This window comes from Tardiphaga sp. 768_D3_N2_1, from assembly GCF_052076105.1.
In the GTDB taxonomy this organism is placed as follows: domain Bacteria; phylum Pseudomonadota; class Alphaproteobacteria; order Rhizobiales; family Xanthobacteraceae; genus Tardiphaga.
On sequence record NZ_CP197245.1, the window covers coordinates 2115947 to 2133964 of the forward strand.

Annotated in this window: 18 protein-coding genes and 1 tRNA gene; 7 read left to right on the forward strand and 12 right to left on the reverse strand. The window is 61.9% G+C overall.

All coding sequences use genetic code 11. The features are described from left to right. Window positions 1-3: 3 nt before the first annotated feature. Together AB8A27_RS09715 and AB8A27_RS09720 are read right to left on the reverse strand one after the other, a co-directional pair. Window positions 4-1911, reverse strand: coding sequence for a potassium transporter Kup (locus AB8A27_RS09715; protein ID WP_441241724.1), 1908 nt, complete (start codon window positions 1909-1911; stop codon window positions 4-6). Between the two features lie 212 nt (window positions 1912-2123). Continuing rightward, window positions 2124-2381 (reverse strand): hypothetical protein, encoded by a 258-nt coding sequence (locus AB8A27_RS09720; protein ID WP_441241725.1) that lies wholly within the window; start codon window positions 2379-2381, stop codon window positions 2124-2126. Window positions 2382-2706: 325 nt separating this feature from the next. Between AB8A27_RS09720 and coaD the strand changes: the two genes are divergently transcribed. From coaD to tgt, 6 genes are all read left to right on the forward strand, one after another. After that, window positions 2707-3204 (forward strand): pantetheine-phosphate adenylyltransferase, encoded by a 498-nt coding sequence (gene coaD / locus AB8A27_RS09725; protein ID WP_441241726.1) that lies wholly within the window; start codon window positions 2707-2709, stop codon window positions 3202-3204. Between the two features lie 26 nt (window positions 3205-3230). Beyond that, window positions 3231-3812, forward strand: a complete 582-nt coding sequence (locus AB8A27_RS09730) for a peptidylprolyl isomerase (protein ID WP_441241727.1) — start codon at window positions 3231-3233, stop codon at window positions 3810-3812. A 5-nt stretch (window positions 3813-3817) separates the two neighbouring features. Continuing rightward, complete coding sequence (locus tag AB8A27_RS09735; RefSeq protein ID WP_441244866.1) at window positions 3818-4261, forward strand: hypothetical protein; 444 nt, start codon at window positions 3818-3820, stop codon at window positions 4259-4261. Then, on the forward strand, window positions 4237-4701 hold the full coding sequence (locus tag AB8A27_RS09740; RefSeq protein WP_092142667.1) for a peptidylprolyl isomerase: 465 nt from the start codon (window positions 4237-4239) through the stop codon (window positions 4699-4701). Before AB8A27_RS09735 ends, AB8A27_RS09740 begins: the two co-directional genes overlap by 25 nt. An 89-nt stretch (window positions 4702-4790) precedes the next feature. Then, the gene (gene queA, locus AB8A27_RS09745; protein WP_441241728.1) at window positions 4791-5873 is read left to right on the forward strand and encodes a tRNA preQ1(34) S-adenosylmethionine ribosyltransferase-isomerase QueA; all 1083 of its coding nucleotides are present in this window, start codon (window positions 4791-4793) and stop codon (window positions 5871-5873) included. Next, the gene (tgt, locus tag AB8A27_RS09750) at window positions 5870-7003 is read left to right on the forward strand and encodes a tRNA guanosine(34) transglycosylase Tgt (protein WP_441241729.1); all 1134 of its coding nucleotides are present in this window, start codon (window positions 5870-5872) and stop codon (window positions 7001-7003) included. Before queA ends, tgt begins: the two co-directional genes overlap by 4 nt. 169 nt (window positions 7004-7172) lie before the next feature. Here tgt and AB8A27_RS09755 read toward each other — a convergent pair whose 3' ends face one another. Then, window positions 7173-8606: a DUF1254 domain-containing protein gene (locus AB8A27_RS09755; protein WP_441241730.1), complete on the reverse strand. Its 1434-nt coding sequence runs from the start codon at window positions 8604-8606 to the stop codon at window positions 7173-7175. Between the two features lie 273 nt (window positions 8607-8879). Beyond that, the gene (locus AB8A27_RS09760) at window positions 8880-9095 is read right to left on the reverse strand and encodes a hypothetical protein (RefSeq protein WP_441241731.1); all 216 of its coding nucleotides are present in this window, start codon (window positions 9093-9095) and stop codon (window positions 8880-8882) included. A gap of 344 nt (window positions 9096-9439) precedes the next feature. On the opposite strand from AB8A27_RS09760, the gene AB8A27_RS09765 reads away from it, so the two are divergent. Next, complete coding sequence (locus tag AB8A27_RS09765; RefSeq protein ID WP_068730761.1) at window positions 9440-9679, forward strand: BrnA antitoxin family protein; 240 nt, start codon at window positions 9440-9442, stop codon at window positions 9677-9679. 83 nt (window positions 9680-9762) lie between these two features. Here the strand turns inward: AB8A27_RS09765 and AB8A27_RS09770 are convergent, their stop codons facing one another. From AB8A27_RS09770 to AB8A27_RS09805, 8 genes are all read right to left on the reverse strand, one after another. Next, complete coding sequence (locus AB8A27_RS09770; protein ID WP_441241732.1) at window positions 9763-11205, reverse strand: caspase family protein; 1443 nt, start codon at window positions 11203-11205, stop codon at window positions 9763-9765. A gap of 129 nt (window positions 11206-11334) precedes the next feature. Beyond that, window positions 11335-12213: a DMT family transporter gene (locus AB8A27_RS09775; protein WP_441241733.1), complete on the reverse strand. Its 879-nt coding sequence runs from the start codon at window positions 12211-12213 to the stop codon at window positions 11335-11337. Window positions 12214-12436: 223 nt separating this feature from the next. Next, window positions 12437-12937: a hypothetical protein gene (locus AB8A27_RS09780; RefSeq protein WP_441241734.1), complete on the reverse strand. Its 501-nt coding sequence runs from the start codon at window positions 12935-12937 to the stop codon at window positions 12437-12439. A gap of 21 nt (window positions 12938-12958) precedes the next feature. Next, window positions 12959-13324: a hypothetical protein gene (locus AB8A27_RS09785; RefSeq protein ID WP_115028710.1), complete on the reverse strand. Its 366-nt coding sequence runs from the start codon at window positions 13322-13324 to the stop codon at window positions 12959-12961. A 190-nt stretch (window positions 13325-13514) separates the two neighbouring features. After that, window positions 13515-14102: a formyltransferase family protein gene (locus tag AB8A27_RS09790; RefSeq protein ID WP_441241735.1), complete on the reverse strand. Its 588-nt coding sequence runs from the start codon at window positions 14100-14102 to the stop codon at window positions 13515-13517. Window positions 14103-14175: 73 nt separating this feature from the next. Continuing rightward, window positions 14176-14250: transfer RNA gene (locus tag AB8A27_RS09795), tRNA-Lys, on the reverse strand. A 191-nt stretch (window positions 14251-14441) separates the two neighbouring features. Continuing rightward, window positions 14442-17111: a glycosyltransferase gene (locus tag AB8A27_RS09800; RefSeq protein ID WP_441241736.1), complete on the reverse strand. Its 2670-nt coding sequence runs from the start codon at window positions 17109-17111 to the stop codon at window positions 14442-14444. 199 nt (window positions 17112-17310) lie between these two features. Further along, entirely contained in the window at window positions 17311-17889 is a 579-nt protein-coding gene (locus tag AB8A27_RS09805) for a beta-1-3, beta-1-6-glucan biosynthesis protein (protein ID WP_092142692.1), read from the reverse strand. Between the last annotated feature and the right edge of the window lie 129 nt (window positions 17890-18018).

Sequence of the window (18018 nt, forward strand, 5' to 3'; positions counted from 1 at the left end):
GGCCTAAATCTCGATTTCGGTGCCGAACTCGACGACCTGTCTGGTCGGCACGTCGAAGAAAGCTGCGGAGCGTTCGGCGTTACGCTGCAGGAACGCGAATACGGTTTCGCGCCACACCGCCATGCCGGCGACCTTGTCGCTGGGGATGATGGTCTCGCGGCCGATGTAATAGGTAATGTCGGCGAGGTCGATGCCGGGCAACTTGCCCTGTTCGCACGCCAGACTCAGTCCGTCGGAAATCGTCGGATATTGCATGAAGCCGTAATGCAGGATGACGCGCGTGATCCCTTCGATCACTTCGATGATTTCGGCGCGATCGGCATCGGGAACGCGGGGCACTTCGGAGATCTGCACGGTCACCAGAATGACGCGCTGATGCAGAACGTGGTTGTGCTTGACGAATTGCGTGAGCGCCAGCGGCACACCATTCGGCGTGGATGCAAGGAATGCCGCGGTGCCATTGAGCCGCGCATGGCATCGGCTGACGGCTGTCTCGATCAGATCTTCTTCGGGCTGACGCAGCTTGGCCCGGGCGCTTTCGACGAGTTTGACGCCGCTGCGCCATGTCAGCATCAGGAACGCCACGGCAGCCGCCAAGACTAGCGGGAACCAGCCGCCTTCGAACAGCTTCGTGGAATTGGCGGCGAAGAAGATGCAATCGATGATGAAGAAAAAGCCGTTCACCGTCACGACGAGAAGCGGCGGATAGCCCCATTGCAGCGCGACCAGTGCCGCAAGCAGCGTGGTGATCGCCATCAGCAGCGATACGGCGATGCCATAGGCGCCTGCCAGCGCGTCCGATGTGCCGAAGCTGAGCACGGCGGCCAGCGTCGCTGCCGCCAGCAGCCAGTTCACCAGCGGCACATAGATCTGGCCCATGGCGTGGCTGGTAGTGTGCCGGATCTGCATCCGCGGCAGGAAGCCGAGCTGGATCGATTGCTGCGTCAGCGAGAACACACCGGAGATGATAGCTTGCGAGGCGATCACCGTCGCGACAGTGGCGAAGGCCACCAGCGGGTAGTGCAGCCAGTCCGGCGCCAGTTGATAGAACGGGTTGTCGACGGCGGTGGGGTCGGCGATCAGCAGTCCCGCCTGGCCGAAATAGTTCAGCACCAGCGCCGGCAGGGCGATCGCAAACCAGGCAAGCCGGATTGGAATCCGTCCGAAATGGCCCATGTCGGCATACATCGCTTCACCGCCGGTCACGGCAAGGAAGGCCGCGCCGAGAATGGCAAAGCTGATGTGGAAGTCCTGATGGATCAGGAATTCGAAGGCATAGAGCGGACTGACGGCAGCGAGCACGGCGGGCGATTGCACGATGCCATGGATGCCGAGCAGCGCGAGCACGACAAACCAGCCAAGCATTACCGGCCCGAAGATGCCGCCGATGAAACCGGTGCCCTTGCTCTGCATCAGAAACAGTCCGATCAGAATGACGACGGTGAGCGGGACTACCAACGGCGCCAGCGATGGTGCATCGACCTTGAGGCCTTCAATGGCTGACAGAACCGAGATCGCCGGCGTGATGGCGCCGTCACCATAGAGCAGGGCGGCGCCGACGAGGCCGACGACCAGCAGATGTATGCGCCACGTACCCGGCTCTGCGTTGCGCGCGTGGAGCAGTGCCAGCAGCGCGACGATGCCGCCTTCGCCGCGATTGTCGGCGCGCAGAATCAGAAGCGCGTATTTCAGGGAGATAATCAGGATCAACGCCCAGAGGATCAGCGACACCACGCCGAGCGTTGCTTCGGGCGTGAGAGGCCCGCCATGGGCCGCTGCTCTCACCGCTTCCTTCAGTGCATAAAGGGGGCTGGTGCCGATGTCGCCATAGACGACGCCGAGCGCGCCGATCGTTGCCGTGAGAGGAAGTCCGCCAGAGTGGCCTGGCGATGTGGCTGGAATGGCGGTCACTGGCAGCCCTCACGGGACTCACGCTTGACGATCGCGCTTGACCGACAGTCTGCGACGTTGCGTCGCGAATTGCTATGAAATTAGTTGAAGCAGCTGTCGCGAGACTTTCACCGAACTATGCTTCGCGCACGTTCTGGTAGTGTAGTGCGATTGCCTGGATTGAATATCAGGACGCTCCCCGACTCCGGCCGGGGCGCGGTATCCCTTTCTGCTTAGCGACGTTCGGTAGTCACCAGGCGAGCTTCGCGGACGGTGATCGTCTTGGTGGCTGCGTTACGCAGGCAGGATGCCTCGAAGTTCGGCCAGGCCTGTTCGGAGCAGTTGCGACCTACCGCGCGAATGTCCAGGCGGTCGGCTTTGGCAAGGGCCACCGGCACCGACGCCTCGACCTTCGGGGCAAAGCCCGGGAGAACGGTGAGGGCGGCTGCAATGAAAGCTGCGACGGCAACTGCTGAGAGAGTCTTGATCATGACGGTCCCCTGTCATTCGGGCCGTTTTGACCCGGTTTGTTTGTCGCTTCCTGTGCCTGCCTGATTAATCAGGCCCGGTTTCAGGAAGTTGTCGTGTCCGGGCGAAGTGGTTTCATCCGGCCCGGTTTGTGTTTCATCCGAACGCGCGTGACAACACATGAGGCTGGAAAACCCAGTGTTTTCAGTATCGTCGCTGCGTAGCCAGTAGACGCACTGACCTGCGCCCGGGTTCGAGTCCGGAGCAAAAATAATCACCGGCCATTTGGCCCGGGCCGGTGGAACCAAGTCGGCTTGCGGCTCGAACGGGGGCAGGGTAGGAGGGGGAATGCCTCGTATCGCGCTCTATCCCGGTTCATTCGATCCCGTCACCAATGGCCATCTCGACGTGGTCCGCCATGCCGTTGGCCTGTGCGACAAGCTTGTCGTCGCGATCGGCGTCCATCCCGGCAAGAAGCCGCTGTTCTCGACAGAGGAGCGGCTCGAGATGGTGAAGCAGGTATTCGAACCGCTGGCCTCGGCTGCCGGCTGCGAATTCGATTGCACGACCTATGACAATCTCACCACCACACTGGCGCAACAGATTGGTGCGACCATCATGATCCGCGGGCTGCGCGACGGCACCGATCTCGATTACGAGATGCAGATCGTCGGCATGAACGAGACCATGGCGCCGGATGTGCAGACGGTATTTCTTCCGGCCTCGGTGAGCGTCCGCCCGATCACCGCCACACTGGTCCGGCAAATCGCCGCCATGGGCGGCGACGTTTCGGCTTTCGTCCCGGACGCGGTCGCCAGGAGCCTCAAATCCAAATTCGCCGGTTAACCGGCTTTCTCTGATCCGGAGTTTCCATGATCCGTATAGTCGCACTTGCTGCCGCGCTGATGTTTGCGGTTCCTGCTGTCGCGCAGGCACAAGCTCCGGCCGCTGCGCCGCTTCCGGCCGGCCTCGACAAGGCCAATTCCATCGTGATCGACACGACCAAGGGCCGCATCGTCATCAAGCTGCGCCCGGACATTGCTCCGCAGCACGCCGAGCGCATCAAGCTGCTGGCTCGGGAAGGCTACTACAACAACGTGCCGTTCCACCGTGTGATGGACGGCTTCATGGCCCAGACCGGCGACGGCAAAAACTTCAACGGCACCGGCGGATCTAAGTATCCGAACCTGAAGGCCGAGTTCTCGCAGGTACCCTACAAGCGCGGCGTCGTCGGTATGGCGCGCGCGGGCGATCCGGATTCGGCCAATTCGCAGTTCTTCATCATGTTCGCTGACGGCTCGTCACTGAACGGCAAATACACCGTGGTGGGCGATGTCGTCGCCGGCATGGACGTGGTGGACAAGCTCAAGAAGGCACCTCCCGGCTCGGCCAGCGGTGCCGTGACCGACCCTGACAAGATGGTCAAGGTTCAGGTCGCTTCCGACATCAAGTGAGCATCATGATGCCGCGATGCAGGGTGATTGCTCTGCTCGCGGCATCATTGCTGTCTGGTGTCCTTCAGGCGCATCCGGCGTCGGCGCAGTCTGAAGCCGTGAGCGCGCTGGAGGGCATGTTCGGAAGGCTGAAAGCGTGCTGGCAACCGCCTGCCTTGCCACGAGGCCATCCGGGCATGGAGATCACGGTGCTGTTCAGCTTCAAACGATCCGGTGAACTTCTCGGAAGGCCGCGAATTACCTTCGAGACGCCGGACGCCTCCGAGGCCGACAGCATCGCTTACCGAACGGCTGTGATGGAGACATTGCAACATTGCACGCCGATGCCATTTACCGGGGGCCTGGGCGACGCGGTCGCTGGACGCCCCTTCCGAGTGCGGTTTGACGACCGCCGAAACAAACCCAAACCAGTAGAGAGACGAGCATGGCTGTTACCGAGAATACTTTGATCCTTGAAACCACCCAGGGTCCCGTCACCATCGAGATGCGCCCGGATCTGGCACCGGGCCATGTCGCCCGTATCAAGGAGCTCGTGCGCGAAGGCTTCTACGACGGTATCGTCTTCCACCGCGTCATCGATGGCTTCATGGCGCAGACCGGCTGCCCGCAGGGCACCGGCACCGGCGGCTCGGGCAAGAAGCTGAAGGCCGAATTCAATGCCGAGCCGCATGTGCGTGGCACCACCTCGATGGCCCGTGCGGCAAATCCGGATTCGGGCGACAGCCAGTTCTTCATCTGCTTCGACGACGCGTCCTTCCTCAACAAGCAGTACACGGTCTGGGGCAAGGTTACCGAAGGCATGGAGAACGTCGACAAGATCAAGCGCGGCGAGCCGGTGCAGAACCCGGACAAGATCGTCAAGGCGCATATGGCTGCCGACGCCGAGTAATAGACGGGTCATGCCCGGGCCTGCTCCGGGCATCGATCGCGCGAATTGGATGGGTTGCCGGGCTATGCCCGGCAATGCCATTTAGGACCATGCGTACCGACCTCTTCGATTTCGAACTTCCTGCCGAGAACATCGCGCTGCGGCCTGCCAGCCCGCGTGATGCCGCGCGGCTGCTTGTGGTTCAGCCAGGTCTGGACGTGCAGGACCATGTCGTCGCCGATCTCGCGGAGTGGCTAAAGCCCGGCGATCAGCTCGTGGTCAACGACACCAGGGTGATCTCCGCCCAACTGACCGGCCGCCGCATCGGCCGCGATGTCGAGGTGAAGATCGAAGCGACGCTCATCAAGCGGCTCGATGGCTCGCGCTGGCAGGCGTTGGTGAAGCCGGCCAAGCGCCTGATCGAAGGCGATACGGTGCGCTTCGGGCATGACGGTCGCGTGTGTCTGCTGGGACACCTCGATGCTGTTGTCGAACACAAGGGCGAGGCCGGCGAGATCACGCTGTCATTCTCGTTTCACGGCCCGGCGCTCGATCAGGCCATTGCCGAACTCGGCGCACCGCCGCTGCCGCCTTACATTGCGAGCAAGCGCGCACCGGACGAGCGCGACGCCGCCGACTATCAAACCATGTTTGCCGCCAATGACGGCGCCGTCGCAGCGCCGACGGCGGGATTGCATTTCACGCCGGCGCTGGAATCCGTCCTGAAGGCGCGCGGTGTCGGTCTGCATCGCGTCACGCTGCATGTCGGCGCCGGGACTTTTCTGCCGGTGAAGGTCGACGATACCACCGAACACAAGATGCATGCGGAGTGGGGCACGATCTCGCGTGCAACGGCGGATGCGTTGAACGCGGCACATGCAGCCGGCGGACGCGTCGTCGCTGTCGGCACGACCTCGATGCGCCTGCTCGAGAGCGCGACGTCGGAGGACGGCGTCATTCATCCGTTCGCTGACGAGACCGCGATCTTCATTACGCCGGGCTATCGCTTCCGCGCCGTCGATATCATGCTCACCAATTTCCATCTGCCGCGTTCGACGCTGTTCATGCTGGTCTCGGCCTTTGCCGGCCTCGACACCATGAAAGCCGCTTACGCGCATGCCATCGCGACCGGTTACCGGTTCTACTCCTATGGCGATGCCAGCCTGCTGTTTCGGGACACACGCACCTCATGACCGTTGCCAACCATTTTGAACTGCTGCGCACTGACGGCACGGCACGCAGGGGCCAGCTGACAACGCCGCATGGTGTCGTCCGCACGCCGGCCTTCATGCCGGTGGGCACGCTCGGCGCGATGAAGGGGCTGCACTGGCGCGAGGTGCGCGATGCCGGTGCCGACATCGTGCTCGGCAATACCTATCATCTGATGCTGCGGCCGGGCGCCGAGCGTGTGGCGTCACTTGGTGGGTTGCAGACATTCTCGACCTGGAATGGTCCGATGCTGACCGACTCTGGCGGCTTCCAGGTGATGTCGCTGGCGCAGTTGCGCAAGGTGACGGAGCAGGGCGTTACCTTCCGCTCACATATCGACGGCGCGAAGTTCGAATTGACGCCCGAGCGCGCCATCGAGATCCAGCGGCTGCTGAATTCCGATATCGCAATGCAGCTCGACGAATGCGTGCGGTTGCCCGCCGGACACACTGACATTGACCGCGCGATGCAGCTGTCGTTGCGCTGGGCCGAGCGCTGCAAGCGCGCCTTCGAGACGGCGCCGGACGGCTACATGCTGTTCGGCATTGCGCAGGGGGGCGACGTCGCGGCGCTGCGCCGTGCCAGCGCGCGTGGCCTCATCGATATCGGCTTTCACGGTTATGCGATTGGCGGTCTTGCCGTCGGCGAGCCGCAGGACGTGATGCTGGCGATGATCGAGGAAGTGGTTCCGATCCTGCCGTCGGACCGACCGCGGTATCTGATGGGTGTCGGCACCCCCGACGACATGCTGGAAGCGGTGGCGCGCGGCGTCGACATGTTCGACTGCGTGATGCCGACGCGAAACGGCCGCCACGGCATGGCCTTCACCCGCCACGGTCAGATCAATGTGCGCAATGCCCGGCATCAGGACGATCCGCGTCCGCTGGATGAAGAGAGCACCTGGCCGGCGACGCGTGAATACTCGCGCGCCTATCTGCATCACCTCGTGCGCTCCGGCGAAACCCTCGGCGCGATGCTGCTCTCTGAAATCAACATCGCCTATTACCAGAGCCTGATGCAGGGTATCCGCGCCTCCATCGAGGTCGGCACGTTCGAGGAGTTTCGGGCGCGCACGCGTGAAGGCTGGGCACGCGGCGACATTCCGCCGCGCTGATGTGACATCGGCGTGACGTCTCGTCGCGCTATGCCGTGAGCCCATAAATCTGCCCGGCAGCCCCCATGCCGGGTTCCGCTATGCTCCGATCGCACCCGGATTCTGCAGCGCAGCTAAAGGACGCGATGGGCAAATTGCAGACTCAGGTTGCCAGATGACCACGGCGACTTTACTGCGCCCCAAGCCCAGTCGCTGATTGCACCCGCGAAACAACCGGCGGATTCCAGCGGCCGGTCAATGCCTCCGATTTTGGGGCGTAGAGACGCATAGTGAGGTTGAATGGCCCCTTCGGAGCAGGCAACCAGTTCTGCTCCTTGTCCTTGCCCGGGCTCTCGTTCTGAAAATAGAGCGTCAAGGAACCATCTGCATCGACCTTGAACGGCATCCAGCTGCTCACCGCAAAGCGGTTGAGCGGATTTGCGACCTGAAATCCGTCTGGATCGTACAACGTGATGGACCAGAACGCTTGTACCGGCGGCGTTGCGCCCTTTTCGAAAGTGATTGTGTATTTGCTCGATCCGTCGAGAGGCTTGCCGGTCTCGTCACCGAGATTGAGCGGATAGATCGCGTCTTCCGGCAGATTTGCTCCGAGACCGACTTGGGTGACGATTGCGCGTTTCAGGTAATAATTTCCGTAGACACCCATCGTGTCGGTATTCATCGACCAATTGTTCGCAACCCGGGCTAGCGTTGGCACTTTCCAGGCCATCAGTTTCTGCGCTGTCTCCGGCGCGTTTTCGATCGCTTTTTTCACCGCAGGCGTGAGGCCATTGAAGTCGAAGGTCTTCCCGGGCTCGATGCCGATCCTCTTCATCTGCGCGATGATCGGCTGATCGGTCGCGTGCGTGGGGTGCAACTTCAGCAGTTCGGCCGCATAGGCAAAGTATTTTTCGCCGCTCATGGTGTCGACCTGCATCTTGGGCGGAGTCTTCACGTCCACACTCCTATCAATGGTTTGCTGGACGGGTTTGGGAGGCTGCGTCCACCCGGACAGGGGTGTGAGTTTGTAGTTCGCCTGAATTCGCCGAACCGCCTCGTAGTCCGTTGGCCCATCGGTCTTGGTGCGACCAATGATCCAGACATAGGGCGTCGTTGCGCCGATCCGAGTCATGCCGGACGGGACCGTGCCACTCCAACCGGGCGGTGTGATGAGATAGTTGCCGGCCTGCGTGCCGGTCGTGCGCCAGCCGGGCGATGCGAAAACGTCGGTCCACATATCCAGCATCGGCATCAGGTAATAGCGCCCGCCGACATCAGGTACCGAAAGCACGAGCGGCTCTGCGGTGAGATCAAGCCAGGCGGACGAGTAGAGGGTGTCGAAGTTCGGCCGGACAACTGCTTTCATGTCTGCGGGCGGAAAGGCGGGGACATTCACAAAAGCGTTCATAGGGCCACCGATGGACGTGCCGGGCTCCAGGTTGGTGAGTTGCTTTCGTGTCACGTCCATCGATATCAGAGGGTAAAAGTAGACATAGCTGTCGGCGGCAATAGAACTCGCTTCCTGCTCCGTGACTGTTGACGCGGCTTGCTGGGCTACTGACGGCTCGACCAGTATTGGACAGAGCAAGAGAGTCGATGAGAGCGCAATCACAATTCGGTTCATGCCTAAGCTCCATTGTGTCGCTGATCGAGTGAAAATCTAGATCGGTGTTGAAGCTTACGACAAGGCCAAGTCCGCCATGCCGCCAAAAGCAGAAGTGATCAGAGCATTGAGGGATGGCTACTGGGGGGCCGGTTGATGGCGCCGCTCAGGACGTAATTCAACCTCCGGAACCGGAGCCGCGAAGCATGCGCTACGAACTCAGCCTCTGCGAACTCAGCCTCTATGAACTCGGCGATTGCGAATGGATCGCCATCAGACCGCTGCTGCCGAATATTAGTAGCAGGCGATCCGGCGAAAGGCGTGCTTGGTCACGAAACCATAGCCGCAGGTATCGCAGGTCCAGAGATAGCTGACGACATCATCGGTGAGAAAGGCCGAGGCCTCGGCAGCAATCATCGAGTCCGCACAAACCGGGCAGGTCGGAAGATCGCTGCCACGCGGCGCGGGATGGGACGTTTTGGTCGTACGGACTTCAGCTGATGCTGACATCGTGACCTCCTTCGTCGTCTCATCGGACATGACACGATACTAATCCGATTTGTTTGACCGTGTCGCAACACAAATGCGTTGCTTTGAAGTTTTTTAAGTCGCGCATGTTTGTACCGCAGCGCGGTCACCTTTGTGCGATGCCACGTGCGTCACAAAGAATGCGCCTGTTACGATGAATGACATTTGTAAAATTTGCTGACATTGCCGGTCGTGCAGCAGAGGCGAGTAGCTGCCACACCGCGCCCTTGGTGCTGACGCATCTTCGGCAACACAGTGGAAGCGATTGTGCAGGCGCTCAGCTGGCGCTATCTCTCAAGGGAAACGTTGGAAGGAATCTGACCCCGATGGCACAGCCCCCGCGACGCCCGCGCACGCTCCAGGATGCCCGCACCGAGGCCGAGGCGGCATTCAAGAAGACGACCACGAAGCCGGTCGAAGCGCCGGTCGCCAAGGCCGCCGTTCCCGGCGTGCGCGAGCTGGTGTCGCTGCGGATCGATCAGGACGTTCTGGAGTATTTCCAGCAGGACGGGCCGGGCTGGCAGGACCGCATGAACGACGCGCTGCGCAAGGCGGCAGGGAAGTAACCCGGGCGGCCGGAGGCCTGTCCCGGCCCGGCGACGCAGCGCTGAGCGCTGCATCGCGTCCGGACGGGCAGTGAGGCAGGCCCTCAACGATTGAGGAAGCCGCCGACGACGCCGCCGATGAAGCGGCCGGGCAGGGCTGGATCGACAGCAGGCGCCGCTTGCTGGGCGGGGGCGCTACGCCGCACGGGCGGAGCTTCCTCATAAGCTTGCTGTTGCACCTGACGGCGCACCGGCTGCGCTTGCTTCGGTGCGGGCGCCGGCTCCTCGGTCAGGGTCACGGCCTCGGTGAGGAGCGCGGCGTGCTGCACCTTGTTGAGATAGCCCGATGTCGGGTAACCGCGTGCCGCCTGCCAGCGCTGGATCACCACGCGGGTTGGCGCGTCGAAACTGCCGGTGGGCTTGTTGTCGAAGCCGAGGCCGTTGAGACGGCGTTGCACGTCGCGGCGCTTGACCTTGTCGAGGCCGATCTTGTCCTCGGTGAGCTGGTTGGCTTCCTCGGTAAATACGGCCTTGTCCACGCCCGGCGCAGCGGTACGCGGCGCGGTGGCGGCTTCCTGCAGCGCGGCGATACGGGCGAGGGCGAGCGGCTTGAACTGACCGTTCGGATACATCGAGACGTAGGCGTTGAGTTCCTCCGGCCGGTTGGAGTCCTTGATCGAGCGCCAGAACTCGAGTTCGACGTCGGAACCGGCAGTGGCCGCCGCAGGTGCGGCGGCGGTGGGCGTAGCGGCTGCAACGGCGACCTGCGCCTGCACGTCCGGATTGAGATAGACCGCACCGATCAGGTTGGTGTGGCCCCAGGGCAGCTGGCCCTTGTTGGTTTCTTCCTGCACCTGCGCGCGCACTCTGGTCATGGCCTGCTGGATTTCCGCGCCGGGCGTGGTGATGTTGTTGAGCAGCGCGCGGGTGAACGGGCTATTGCTGCCGCTCTTGCCGTCGAGTGCGGTCTGGCCGGGGCTGGTGGCAAATGCGATCAGCGTGCCTTCGCCGGACTTCATCTCCGCGAGGCCGGACGATACCGCGACGCTGCGCGTGGCAGATCCGCTGGAGCGAATCTTGGCGGCAAACGGATTGTCGCGGCAGGCATCGAGGAACACCAGCTTCACCTTGGCGTCGCCCATGGTCTGGTCGAGGGTGGTCTCGACATTGATCGCCGCACCGAGCTTGACGTCCATCTCGGATTTCAGATTGGCATCGGTCGGCAGAAGGTAGTTGATGTTGTTCACCGAGATACCGTGGCCGGCATAGAAGAACACCGCGACATCTGCGCCCTGCGCCTTGCGGCCAAAGTCGAGCAGCTTTTCCGTCATGCCGTCGCGCGTCAGGTTCGATCCTTCGATGACGTCGAAACCGACATTGCGCAGCGCGCTGGCCATCGCCTTCGCGTCGATCGGCGGGTTCGGCAGCGGGTCGACATTCTTGTAGTTGCCATTGCCGACCACGAAAGCGACGCGCTTGTCGGCAAGCGCTGCATCTGTGCTGAACAGGATGGACAGTGCAGACAAAGCAAGAGCGAAATGGCGCACGATACGATCTCCCCCACGAATCCGGTCATTCGACCCTAGACACATTGGGAAAAGTACCAATTGCGGGCGTGCGCCAAAATGTCGAGACACGCACTCGGAGAATAAAATCGAGAAATTGACCTCGATGCGTCAGGCAGTCGCGCGAATTGGCGGACGATCGGTGCTGAGCAGGTTCAGTGTGTTCCCTGCGAGGATGAGCGCCGCGCCGAGCAGCGTGAATATGTCGAGCCGTTCAGAATATAGTAACCATCCGATGGTGGCACTGAGTGGTACGCGCAGGAAATCCATCGGCACGACCACCGTCGCATCGGCGTAGAGCATCGCGCGCGCCATGCAGAAGTGGGAAAACGTGCCACAGAAGGCGACCACGACGAGCCAGCCCCAGACATAGGCCGACGGCCATTGCCAGGAATAGAGCGCGGGGAAGGCGCCGGCCACCGACTGCACCACGATCATCCAGAAGATGATTTTCAGCGCACTGTCGGTCCGCGTCAATGATTTGATTAGTGTGATCGAGATGCCGAAGCCGAACGCGGCGGCCAGCGCAATTAGCTGGCCAGGATTGACGACGCCCGTGGTCGGGCGAACGATGACGACGACACCGATCAGGCCGAGCACGATGGCAACAATCTTCCAGAGCGTCATGCGCTCACCGAGAAAGAACGCCGCCATGATCGCAATCCAGATCGGCATGGTGAACTCGATGGAGACGAGCTGGCTCAGGGGAATGAGCGTCAGTGCGTAGAACCAGCCGAGCTGCGCGCCGTAATGCACGAGGTTACGCGATATATGCGCCAACGGCCGCGCGGTCTTCATGGCGCGAAAGCCGCCGTTGAAATACAGGATCGGCAACAGCATGACGAAGCCGAAAACGGATCGGATCTCCATCACCTGAAAGACATTGAGATCGCGCAGCGTCTCGCGACCGCCGATGGCGACGAACAGCATCAGAAGCAGCCAGCCGGACATCCACAGCGCGGCGCGGGCCTTCGACGGGGGGCGATCCATAATCCCTGAGAACCAGTTTCTTGCGCTGCGATGATTCACGCAGCGGTGTCAGCCTTACGGACAGGCTCTATCGGCGACATCGCCGGGCTTTGCAACGGACGAATCCGGTGGGGCTGCGTTGCGGCGGACGGTACCGGACGCTCTTTGGCAGAGGGCATGGAGGCAAAACAAAACCCCGGCTGTTTGAAACAACCGGGGTTCGAGTTCCAGGCCTGCGGAACGATCAGCTGCGGTTGAGCGAAATGCTGGCGCCCCTGAACTGGCCGTCGGAAGTGATCGAGACCTGCTGCTTGTTGCCGGTCGTCGTCAGGATCAGCTTCGCGCTGAAGGCCGGCGAGGAAACGTCAACATTGAACCTGCCGGCGCTTGCCCGGCCCTCGAGCGAACCTGTCACGCCACGGGTCGTTTCAGCCCAGCTGCCTGACAGCTCGCCGCCCCTGGCCTTCACATCGCTCTTCAGTTCGAACTTGTAGCTGTCGCTGGCGCAGAGCAGGGACTGGTTCAGCCCCGTGCCGTCGCCGCTCACGGCATAGGTCGCCTTGCAGCGAATGCGCTCCTTGGAGCCGTCCTCGAGCGAGATCGTCCCGTTGCCCGACCATACACCGGCCATGCCGGTGAATGGCGCTGACTGAGCATATGCCGACACAGACGTCAGGCCGAGCACTGCGCCAAGCACCACGGTCCGAACGAACGAACGCGGAGAGATCATCAAGGTAGGCATCATGGGAGCATTCCTGGTTGGGGATTACTGACGCGAAGCTTCCCACCGGCCGCTGCAGGGGACGCCGCCCGAGGCGCCGTTCCACTTGCCCGATCCGGTGTTGCCGGACAGCTGGCCGTTGGCGAAAGCAGGTCCGATCGACACACGCACGGTGCCTTCGCGGCCAACCTTGCCGTTGACGTCGGCGCCCGGCGCAGTGATGCGGCCTTCGGTGACGGTCAACGGATAGCGAGCGGTCGGCTCGCAGCTGCCGGTCTTGGTAACGATGGTCACATTCCAGAGCCCGTCATAGGCGTTGTCAGCAGCTGCGAAAGCCGGAGCTGCAGAAACCAGCGCGCCGCCGACAATCAGCGAAACAGACAAGGCGGAACGGATGCGGTCAAAACGCATTGAATCAAATCCTCGATGTTGTGATGGGCACCTTATTGAGAGCTAATGTGTCCAAAATTTGCTGCGTTGCCGCATTGGCCCGAAACAACCCGAGGGACGCAACCCATAACGGGGTAATCGGTTCCCTTTATCGACAAATTTGGTTGATTCGGGAGGTTCCCGGGGCCTTTTTAACCAGTTTCGGACGCTTTTAGGTCAGTTTCGGCGCGTTGGTGGCAAATTGCTCGTCCTGGTAGGTTGCGGGCAAACGCTTGTGGACAATCGCGAAATCCACGACCTCGCCGAGCAGCTTGAGTCCAAGCGGCGCCAGAGCGCGCTCCCACAGTTCGCGGGCGGTTTCGCCCTTCTTCACGAAGCACCATTCCTGCGCGGCGATGGCGCCACCGTCCATGACATCGGCAAGGTGATAGATGGTGCCGCCGGCGATCGGATCGCCTTCCTTGATGGTCCATTCCACGGCAGCGATGCCACGGTGACGGGGCAAGAGTGACGGATGGTAGCCAATGCCGCCAAGGCTGGCGGCGGCGAGCGCATCCTTGCCGATGCGGGCGTGGCTGTGGGCGGTGATGATCAGGTCGGTGCCCTCGGGAATCTCGGAGGCTACAACGAGCTTCGGATTGGCCTGCACGGTCACCGGGATGTCGGCGGCCTTGGCGGCTGCGGCGAGACGGTCCTCGGCATCTGCAACCACCACGGACGCGATTTTCACATCGTGGGTCCGAAGCATGTTGAGTGTCGTGACGCCGAAATGTTTGGAGCCGACGAGGGTAATCCGCATGTTCGATTGTCCGGTGTTCAGAGGCTGAGGATGTTGTGAAAACCGGAAGTTCCGGCGCGGCTCATTGCGGTGATGGTGGGCGGGGAGGGGATCGAACCCTCGACCAGTCGATTAAAAGTCGAATGCTCTACCACTGAGCTACCCGCCCTAAAGTGCCGTATTGACGAAGCTAAACGGAGGAAACCGACCCTTGCGGGGCGCGGTGAGGCCGGTCAGCCACGGCCGCGATGGCGCCCGCAATGCAGCGTATCGCGTGACCGGCTGTGTAAAAGGCGGGTCCGCCGGGGTCAAGGGCAGGGCTCGATGTTATGGACATGAACCGCGCCCCATTGGCGTGGTTCAGCTTGCTTCGCGCTGGGCCTCGGGGCGGGACACGTCGATCGGCGGCATCGCCACCGGCCGGAGGCCGATCAGCTCGGCCGTGCGTACCGTCGTGTTGCGCCACCACTGGAAGTCGTTAGCGCGCGAATTCTCCAGAATGGCAATCATCACCGCCGACAGGAACGGCAGGCTCTGCAGCACCAGCACACCCGCGAAAATGTAGATCTCGGTGACCTGCTTGGTGTTGTTGGAGAACACCAGCACGCCGCAACTGATCAGCAGAAGCACACCGATCACGGCTTCCCAGAAGGCCTGGAATTCGATCGACATGGTCGACTTGCCGCCCTTGGAGGTCACGGTGAAGGGCAGGTGATCCTTGATCAGGCCATCGGCGACGGCGCGCGACACGGTCCACTGCACGGACATGGCGGCGATCATCGCGCCCAGCATCTGCCACAGGCCGATCTTCACGCGCAGCCGGTACAGGACAATGAAGTGCGCCAGCGAGATCACGAAGGAGGCAATGATCGGCAACGTCAGGATCTTGTCTGGGATGGCGATATCGGCGAAGGCGATGATCGGCACCCAGATGATGTTGAGGATCGCCACCACAACACCAAGGCTTTCGGCGCCGAGCCAGTTCAGCCAACCCATGCCGAATTCGCGCTTCTGGTCCTGGGTCATGCGACTCGCGCCCGGCATGAATCGGCGCCAGTGCTTCTTGATGATCTGGAAGCCGCCATAGGCCCAGCGATGGCGCTGTTTCTTGAACGCCTCATAGGTGTCCGGCAGCACGCCGTAGCCGTAACGTTCCTTCGTGTAATGCGTCAGCCAGCCATGCTGCATGATGGCGAGGCCGAGATCGGAGTCCTCGCAAATGGTGTCGCCGGCCCAGCCGCCCGCCATGTCCATCGCGGAGCGACGAATGAGACACATGGTGCCATGGACGATGATCGCATTGGCCTCGTTGCGCTGGACCATACCGATATCGAAGAACCCGGCATATTCGCCGTTCATGATGTAGTGCATCAGTGAACGGTCGCCGTCGCGGTGGTCCTGAGGCGCCTGCACGAGGCCGACGCGCGGATCGTTGAAGGCCGGGACGAGATCCTTCAGCCAGTTCGGCTCGACCACATAGTCGGCGTCGATGATACCGATCACTTCGGCATCCGCTGCCGTGCGATCCATGGCGATGCGCAGGGCGCCGGCCTTGAAGCCCTCAACCTTCTCCGCATTGATGAAGATGAAGCGCTCGCCGAGCATGCGGCAATGATCCTGGATCGGCTGCCAATAGGCCGGATCCGGCGTGTTGTTGATGATCACGACGCATTCGAAATTCGGATAGTCGAGCCGGGCGACCGCGTCCAAGGTCAGCTTCAGCATATCCGGCTGTTCGCGATAGGCCGGAATGTGGATCGACACCTTCGGGAATTTCTGCTCGGCGTCTGCAGCGGCACGCAGCTTTTCGCTGCGTTCGGCTGTCAGCAGCCGCAATGGCTTCCGGCCGAAGGCGATGGCCGCAATCTCCTCGACGCGCGCCAGGGCGATCAGGAGCAGCGGAATCAGCAGGATGCAGCCGAGCGTGAGGGCGAAGGCCGATCCCCAGACGAAATAGTGGGTCTGCTGATAGGCGAAGATGGTTGCCGCCCAGGCGCCAACGGCATTGGCTGCGGTCGAGAGTACGAGCGCCTGCAGGGCCGTCGCGCCAACGATCTGCAGGATCGGCAGCGACAGCAGAATGCCAACCAGAAGCGCAATGCTGGCGTTCTTCCAGTGGTCGGGATTCACGATCGGACCGGTCCAGGGGAATTTCGGCTCGCGGTCGGCATTGAGCACGCCCCAATAGGGACCGACGCCGCCTTCGAAGAACTTCCAGGGCTGATCGATGGCTTCGACGATGTTGTAGTCCATGCCGATCGACTCAGCACGGGTGACGAAGTTGCGCAGCACGATGGCCTGCTTGAACGGGCCGGGTATGGCGTTGCGCAGATTGTAGCCTTCGCTCGGCCAGCCGAATTCGGCGATCACGATACGTTTGCCGGGAAAGGTCTCGCGCAGCACGCCGTAGAGGTGGACAGCCTGGTCGACCGCTTGCGTGTCGGTGAAGTTTTCCCAATAGGGCAGGATGTGAGCTGCGATGAAGTCCACCGACGAGGCGAGCTGCGGATTGTCGCGCCAGATGTTCCAGATTTCACCGGTCGTGACGGGAACGGTCACCTGGCGCTTTACCCGGCGGATATATTCGACGAGGTCCTCGAGCTTGAGTTCATCGCGATACAGCGTTTCGTTGCCGACGACGATGCCGATGACATTCGGGTTCTTCTTCGCCAGCTCAACGGCGGAGGCAATTTCGCGCTCGTTGCGATCGGCGTTCTTGTCGATCCAGGCGCCGACGGTGACCTTGAGGCCGAACTCGTTGGCGATGGCGGGCACCATTTCCACACCGCCGGTTGATGAATAGAGGCGGATGGCGCGGGTAATGGTCGACAGCTTCTTGAGGTCGGCGCGAATCTTCTCGACGGTCGGGATGTTGTCCACGTCGGGATGCGCCGTGCCCTCGAATGGCGCATAGGAGAGGCTGGGAATCATGCCCTTGAAATCGGGAGCTTCGTGCTTTTCGCGCAATACGCCCCACAGGGCGGCATGAACGGCGGTCACGAACAATAAAACGGCGACGACAGCGCGCATCGCAACTGAACCATAACGGGGCGAGCGTGGCCGGGAAGCGGACCCGTCCCCGAGGTCCGACCAGTACAGCGGTAACGGAGACTATATCCGCCACACGAATTAACAACTCATACGCTGCCGTGGCCTTTTGAGGGCGGCAGCTTGTTCAGACGCGATTATACGCCGCCAGCTGAATGCTGTCTGAACGGTGCGCGCCGCGTTACTTCGGCGCTTCAGCGGGCGGTTTGGCGTCCGGCTGCGGAGTAGCCGCCGGCGCTGCGGCGCCGCCACCGGCAGGCGCAGGCGTCGCCGGCTGGCTCAGCGCGGCAGGCTGCGGCTGCGCGTTCGGATTGATCCAGCAGCCATGGACGCGGCTGTTGAGACTGTCCGCAATTTTCGGATCGATCAGCGGGCCGAATTTGACCAGGCAGCGGAATGTCGCCTGCACATGACCGCCGGGGCAGCCGAATCGGTCGTAGAGGTCGAGGTGGCGGAACGCGGTGTCGAGATCGTCGCGCCACATCAGCACCACGACGCGGCGGCCAAGCCAGACGCATTCAGGATTGCCGGCGGGACCATTGATCGCCTGGGTCGCCTCGACGAATTCGTCGGATTTCTTCTGGCTTTCACGGGCAACGTCGGCAGGCGTCACGGGCGCATTTGCCGCAGGCTTCTGATCCTGTGCGCGAACCGGGCCGCTCTGGGCCAGGGCGCAGCCAACACCCAGCAGAAGGGCAAGGCCTGGAACGGCGAGACAACGCAGAACCGCAGATTGGAACCCGAACACCAGTCGACGCATAAAGTCCCCGATAAGTTGGCTGCCAGGCAGTTCTGACGCCCTCGCCAGATGCCGTTCAAATGGGCCCCCAATACGGCGGCGACCACGGCTGAATCCCATGACGGACATTTTTGATTTTGTCCAGCAACG

Coding starts and splice junctions, on each gene's coding strand:
- AB8A27_RS09800 (WP_441241736.1), bottom strand. CDS start 17,111: ATGCGCGCTGTCGTCGCCGTTTTATTGTTCGTGACCGCCGTTCATGCC.
- queA (WP_441241728.1), top strand. CDS start 4,791: ATGCGTACCGACCTCTTCGATTTCGAACTTCCTGCCGAGAACATCGCG.
- AB8A27_RS09780 (WP_441241734.1), bottom strand. CDS start 12,937: ATGATGCCTACCTTGATGATCTCTCCGCGTTCGTTCGTTCGGACCGTG.
- AB8A27_RS09760 (WP_441241731.1), bottom strand. CDS start 9,095: ATGTCAGCATCAGCTGAAGTCCGTACGACCAAAACGTCCCATCCCGCG.
- AB8A27_RS09805 (WP_092142692.1), bottom strand. CDS start 17,889: ATGCGTCGACTGGTGTTCGGGTTCCAATCTGCGGTTCTGCGTTGTCTC.
- AB8A27_RS09775 (WP_441241733.1), bottom strand. CDS start 12,213: ATGGATCGCCCCCCGTCGAAGGCCCGCGCCGCGCTGTGGATGTCCGGC.
- AB8A27_RS09735 (WP_441244866.1), top strand. CDS start 3,818: ATGATGCCGCGATGCAGGGTGATTGCTCTGCTCGCGGCATCATTGCTG.
- AB8A27_RS09765 (WP_068730761.1), top strand. CDS start 9,440: ATGGCACAGCCCCCGCGACGCCCGCGCACGCTCCAGGATGCCCGCACC.
- tgt (WP_441241729.1), top strand. CDS start 5,870: ATGACCGTTGCCAACCATTTTGAACTGCTGCGCACTGACGGCACGGCA.
- AB8A27_RS09785 (WP_115028710.1), bottom strand. CDS start 13,324: ATGCGTTTTGACCGCATCCGTTCCGCCTTGTCTGTTTCGCTGATTGTC.
- coaD (WP_441241726.1), top strand. CDS start 2,707: ATGCCTCGTATCGCGCTCTATCCCGGTTCATTCGATCCCGTCACCAAT.
- AB8A27_RS09790 (WP_441241735.1), bottom strand. CDS start 14,102: ATGCGGATTACCCTCGTCGGCTCCAAACATTTCGGCGTCACGACACTC.
- AB8A27_RS09730 (WP_441241727.1), top strand. CDS start 3,231: ATGATCCGTATAGTCGCACTTGCTGCCGCGCTGATGTTTGCGGTTCCT.
- AB8A27_RS09755 (WP_441241730.1), bottom strand. CDS start 8,606: ATGAACCGAATTGTGATTGCGCTCTCATCGACTCTCTTGCTCTGTCCA.
- AB8A27_RS09740 (WP_092142667.1), top strand. CDS start 4,237: ATGGCTGTTACCGAGAATACTTTGATCCTTGAAACCACCCAGGGTCCC.
- AB8A27_RS09720 (WP_441241725.1), bottom strand. CDS start 2,381: ATGATCAAGACTCTCTCAGCAGTTGCCGTCGCAGCTTTCATTGCAGCC.